This window comes from Mesorhizobium sp. M2C.T.Ca.TU.002.02.1.1 (genome assembly GCF_003997225.1).
The window spans coordinates 1-5646 of record NZ_RZTO01000385.1 but is presented as its reverse complement, the minus strand read 5'-3'; the positions used below and the strand labels follow the sequence as shown (position 1 = coordinate 5646).

The 5646-nt window shown below is 64.8% G+C and carries 4 protein-coding genes; 3 read left to right on the top strand and 1 reads right to left on the bottom strand.

The window, feature by feature from the left end; all coding sequences use genetic code 11:
- Positions 1 to 1124 (bottom strand): sigma-54 dependent transcriptional regulator (locus EOD07_RS19995; RefSeq protein WP_164772370.1); only part of this gene is annotated, 1124 nt, incomplete at its 3' end.
- Positions 1125 to 1266: 142 nt separating this feature from the next.
- On the opposite strand from EOD07_RS19995, the gene EOD07_RS19990 reads away from it, so the two are divergent.
- The 3 genes from EOD07_RS19990 to EOD07_RS19980 all read left to right on the top strand — a co-directional run.
- Positions 1267 to 3105, top strand: coding sequence for a M3 family oligoendopeptidase (locus EOD07_RS19990; RefSeq protein ID WP_073988130.1), 1839 nt, complete (start codon positions 1267 to 1269; stop codon positions 3103 to 3105).
- A gap of 355 nt (positions 3106 to 3460) precedes the next feature.
- Positions 3461 to 4156: a proton-conducting membrane transporter gene (locus EOD07_RS19985; protein ID WP_127236693.1), complete on the top strand. Its 696-nt coding sequence runs from the start codon at positions 3461 to 3463 to the stop codon at positions 4154 to 4156.
- A gap of 395 nt (positions 4157 to 4551) precedes the next feature.
- On the top strand, positions 4552 to 5646 hold a 1095-nt coding region (locus tag EOD07_RS19980; RefSeq protein WP_127236692.1), incomplete at its 3' end, for an aminodeoxychorismate synthase component I.

The following is a 5646-nucleotide window of genomic DNA, read 5'->3' as shown; positions in this document are numbered from 1 at the left end:
GCCCGGAAGACCGCATTCTCCAGCTGGCGGATGTTGCCCGGCCAGTCATAGGCCTGCAGCATCGCAAGCGCCGCGGCCGATATGCCCGCAAGGCGGCGGCGCGGATCGGTCGGAGCGACCTTTTCCATGAAATGGCGGACAAGATAGGGAATGTCGTCGCGGCGGTCGCGCAGCGGCGGCACGAAGATCGGGTAGACGTTCAGCCGGTAGAACAGGTCCTCGCGGAACTTGCCGTCCTTGACCTGCTGCAGAAGGTTGCGGTGCGTGGCCGAGATCAGGCGGATATCGACCTTGACGGTCGAGCGGCCGCCGACCGGATCGACCTCGCCTTCCTGCACGGCGCGCAAGAGCTTGACCTGGACGTCGAGCGGCAGATCGCCGATTTCGTCGAGGAACAGCGTGCCGGAATTCGCCTCGACGAATTTGCCGGTGTGCTTCTCCGTTGCGCCGGTGAAGGAGCCCTTCTCATGGCCGAACAGGATCGATTCGACGAGATTATCCGGGATGGCGCCGCAATTGACGGTGACGAAGGGCTTCGAGCGGCGGTCGCCGCTGCCCTGGATGGCGCGCGCCACCAGCTCCTTGCCGACGCCGGACTCGCCTTCGATCAGGATCGGGATGTTGGAGGCCGCTGCTTTCTGCCCGAGGCGTATCACCCGGTCCATCGCCGGGCTGCGCGTGATCATGTCCTTGAAGGTGAGATGGCCGCCGCCGCGTCGCCGCGAGGCGCGCTTCATCTCGTCCTCGACGGCTTCCACCTTGAGCGCGTTGGAGATCGCGGTCTGCAGTCTGTCGGGCGACGCCGGCTTGACGACGAAATCGAAGGCGCCGTGCCGCATCGCTGAAACGACCGTTTCGATGCCGCCCTGCGCCGTCTGGACGATGACGGGAACGTCGATGGCGCGCTCGCGCATCGCCTTCAGCACGCCGATGCCGTCGAGGCCGGGCATGACGAGGTCGAGGATGACGACCGAGACTTCGCGCGCGTTCGGCCCGTCGAGCACGTCGAGGCCGGCCTCGCCGCTATCCGTGACGATCGCGCTGTGGCCGAACTTGATCAACGCGGCCTCGACCAGCCTGCGCTGCACCGGATCGTCATCGACTATGAGTATGGAACCTGTCATGACTATGTTGGCTGCCCGCCTTGGAAATCCCCATGGATCATCTTGGCACAGGGTTCTAAATAAGGTTTCAAAAAACCCGGTGAACGAATTCCTTAGGATTTGACCGGCTTCTTTTTCCTTTTGATTCTGGAAGGTATCGTTGATGCGCATGATGTTTGGTCGGCGGCTTGCGGCGCCAGCGTCCGGCCAGGGTGCTGCGGGGCTTGGCGACCTGCCTGAATGGAATCTCGCCGATCTCTATTCCGGCATGGAAGCGCCCGAGTTGAAGCGCGACATCGCCAAGGCGGCCAGCGACGCCGTCGCCTTCGAGACCCGCTGGAAAGGCACGCTGGCCGCGGAAGCCGGGCGCGGCGGCGCCGGCCGGCTGGGCGAGGCGCTGCAAACCTATGAGGCGCTCGAGGAGCTGATCGGCCGCATCGTCTCCTATGCCGGCCTCGTCTACGCCGGCAACACCGCCGATCCGCAGCGCGCCAAGCTCTATGGCGACGTCCAGGAGAAGATGACGGATGCCAGCGCGCATCTTCTGTTCTTCGCGCTCGAGCTCAACCTGATCGACGACGCGGCGATCGAGAGCGCTTTGGCCGCCGACAAGGCCTTCGGCCACTACCGGCCCTGGGTGCTCGACCTCAGGAAGGACAAGCCCTACCAGCTCGAGGACCGTGTCGAGCAGCTGTTCCACGAAAAGTCGGTGACCGGACGCGGCGCCTGGAACCGCCTGTTCGACGAGACGATGACCGACCTGCGCTTCGACGTCGACGGCGAGGAACTGACGCTGGAGCCGGCGCTCAACCGGTTGCAGGATGCCAATGGCGAGGTTCGCCGCCGCGCCTCCGAGGCGCTCGCCGCCACGTTCCGCAAGAACCTGCGCACCTTCACCCTCATCACCAATACTTTGGCCAAGGACAAGGAAATCTCCGACCGCTGGCGCGGCTTCCAGGACATCGCCGACTCGCGCCACCTCGCCAACCGCGTCGAGCGCGAGGTGGTCGACGCGCTGGCGGCGGCCGTGCGCGAGGCCTATCCGCGGCTGTCGCATCGCTATTACGCGATGAAGGCGCGCTGGCTCGGCATGGAGGTGATGAACCACTGGGACCGCAACGCGCCGCTGCCGGAGACGCCGCAGGCGGTGATCAGCTGGGACGACGCCAGGGACACGGTGCTCTCCGCCTACCAGCGCTTCTCGCCGGACATGGCCGAAATCGCCCGCGGCTTTTTCGATCGCAGATGGATCGACGCGCCGGTCAGGCCGGGTAAGTCGCCCGGCGCCTTCGCCCATCCCACGGTGCCGTCGGCGCATCCTTACGTGCTGCTCAACTACATGGGCAAGCCGCGCGATGTGATGACGCTGGCGCATGAACTCGGCCATGGCGTGCACCAGGTGTTGGCCGCCGGCCAAGGCGCGCTGATGGCCTCGACGCCGCTGACGCTGGCCGAGACCGCCTCCGTCTTCGGCGAGATGCTGACCTTCCGCTCGCTGCTCGAGCAGACCGGAGACAAACGCGAGCGCAAGGCCATGCTCGCCCAGAAGGTCGAGGACATGATCAACACCGTCGTGCGCCAGATCGCCTTCTACGAATTCGAGCGCAAGGTGCATGCCGAGCGAAAGAACGGAGAACTGACCTCGGACAGGCTCGGCGAATTCTGGCTGGAGGTGCAGGCCGAGAGCCTGGGACCGGCAATCAAGCTGCGTGAGGGCTATGAGGTCTTCTGGACCTACATCCCGCATTTCATCCACTCGCCTTTCTACGTCTACGCCTATGCCTTCGGCGATTGCCTGGTGAACTCGCTCTACGCCGTCTACCAGAACGCCGAGCGCGGCTTTCAGGAGAAGTATTTCGAGATGCTGCGCGCCGGCGGCACGAAGCATCACTCCGAGCTTCTGGCGCCCTTTGGCCTGGACGCCACCGATCCCGCTTTCTGGCAGATCGGCCTTGGCGTGATCGGTTCGCTGATCGACGAGTTGGAGGCGCTCGACAGTTGACGACAGCAACGGCGCGCAGATCGGTCGCAATAATTTAGCCGATACGCATATTAGCAAGAATCTATTCTTGCCCTAAATAGCTGTTCTTGAATAATTCTCCGGCGCATTTTTCAACTAGCTTTCGACAAGCCATATGATAGCGTCCGGCTTCAAGCTCAGCCGGACGCATCGCGCAGGCCCGAGATGGCCGGTCGCGGCGCCACGGCGAATGCGATGATGGCCGTCGGCCCCGGACAAGGCCGAACGCCGATGGCTCGATTGAAGCCGGCGGTTCCGCCAACCACGGAACCTTTGACGATCCTTGGCGTGCGCTCGCCTCCCGGGCCTCGGCCGACAGATCGGACTGGAGAGGGAAATGAGCACTTTCTTCTACATGCTCCTGGCGTTCGTTGTGGGTATCCTGGTTGGCTGGTTCATCTGGGGCCGCCTGCGCGGCGAGCTCGACAGCCTGCGTGGCGATCTCGACCGCACGCGAAGCGAGCGCGACAGGCTGCGCGCCGACAGCGATCGGCTGAAAGGCGAGCTCGATGCCTGCGGCCGCGCGCGCGCCGATCTCGAAAGCCGGCTGCGCGACGGGCCTTCCGCCAAGACCGGCGCCGACAAGGCCGCCACGCCGGCGCCGACGGCGCTGATGTCGACCCCCGCGACCGCGACATCGGCGGCAAAGGCCGCTCCGACGAAGTCGGCCGCCGCGAAGAAGCCAGCGGCAACGAAGACTGCAGCCAAAGCCGCCGCGCCCAAGAAGGCGGCGGCGCCCGCGGCCAGGAAAGCCGCCGCGCCGCAGGCCGCGGCCGGCAAGGCAGACAATCTGCGCCGCCTCATCGGCATCGGCCCGGTCAACGAAAGACTGCTCAAGGGCCTAGGCGTCACCACCTATGCCCAGATCGCCGCCTGGACCGACGCCGAGGTCAAGCGCGTCGAGGAGGTGCTCAATTTCGACGGCCGCATCGCGCGCGAAAAATGGATCGAGCAGGCGAAATTGCTGGCCGCCGGCGACGAGGCCGAGTTCGCCAGGCAGTTTCCGACGGCTGGCACCGCAAATAACACTTGAACATCTCGCCGGCGTCTCAGCATCGGAGGTTAGCCAGACATCCGTCAATTCGTCATCCTATGGCGTAGCGAGGAGCGAAGCGACGCAGCGCAGACCATAGGATCCATTCCGTTACCTACAAGCGTTGCAGCGGTGCAGAAAGGTCTTCGTTCTGCACCGCCTTGCTCTTCGCGCAAGGTCACGGAATGGATCCTCGGGTCTGCGCGTCCGCTTCGCTTCCGCTCTGCCCGTGGATGACGAAGTTCGCGCGTTTGCGCCAATCCCCTGCAAAATCGGTTGGCCAACAACTTCCTCGCCAACCGGACGCCTTTGCGCCGCCCGACGCCGTTCCCTCGATTGCGCCACGCCGAACCCCCATATAGAGCGGTCGACTGAATTCTCCGCATTCGAGGCTCATGTCCTTGCCCGCAGCCATTTTCCGCAACGACGCGACCGCTCGTCAGTTGGTCTTCGACCAACCGCGCGAGATCATCGCCGCCAACGATGCGGAAGAGTTCACCCCCGCGCTTGAAAGGGCCCAGGCTGCTTCCGATGCCGGCAAATGGCTGGCCGGCTATTTCTCCTACGAAGCCGGTTACCTGCTCGAGCCGAAGCTGGTGCCGCTGCTGCCCGAAGGCCGCCGCGCGCCCTTGGTCTGCCTTGGCGTCTTCGATGCGCCGGTCGACCACCCGGTGCCGCAAATGCTGGCCTCCGCCAGCAACGGCCCGATCTTCGACGCCAGGGCAACCTGGTCGGCCGAGGACTATGCCGGCCGCTTCGCGCGCCTTCACAACCACATCCGCAAGGGCGACTGCTACCAGGGCAACCTCACCTTCCCGGTCCGTGCGCAATGGTCCGGCGATCCGCTTGCTGCCTTCGACGCGCTGACGGAACGCCAGCCGGTCAAATACGGCGCGCTGGTCTCGCTCGGCGATCCGATCGTGCTCTCGCGCTCGCCCGAATTGTTCTTCGAGATCGATGCCGACGGCATGATCGAGACGCACCCGATGAAGGGCACCGCGCCGCGCGGCGCGACCAAGGCCGAAGACGCGCGGCTGAAGGCCTTCCTGCGAAACGACGAAAAGAACCAGGCCGAGAACCGGATGATCGTCGATTTGCTGCGCAACGACATCTCGCTGATCAGCGAAGTCGGCACGCTGGACGTGCCGGAACTGTTCCGCATCGAGACCTACCCGACGGTGCATCAGATGGTGAGCCGGGTGCGGGCGAAGCTTCTGCCCGGTATCGGCATCCGCCAGGTCTTCGCCGCGCTCTTTCCCTGTGGCTCGATCACCGGCGCGCCGAAGATCCGCGCCATGGAAATCCTGCATGAGCTGGAAGATGCGCCGCGCGACGTCTATTGCGGCGCCATCGGCTGGATCGCGCCTGGCGGCAGGATGCGTTTTTCGGTGGCGATCCGCACCATCTCGCTCTTTGCCGACGGCGAGGCCGTCTACAATGTCGGCGGCGGCGTCGTCTTCGATTCCACCGCCGAGGAGGAGTATCGGGAG

Bases quoted from the DNA above. Each gene is read 5' to 3' on its own strand.
- EOD07_RS19990 (WP_073988130.1), top strand. From the start codon at position 1,267: ATGCGCATGATGTTTGGTCGGCGGCTTGCGGCGCCAGCGTCCGGCCAG.
- EOD07_RS19985 (WP_127236693.1), top strand. From the start codon at position 3,461: ATGAGCACTTTCTTCTACATGCTCCTGGCGTTCGTTGTGGGTATCCTG.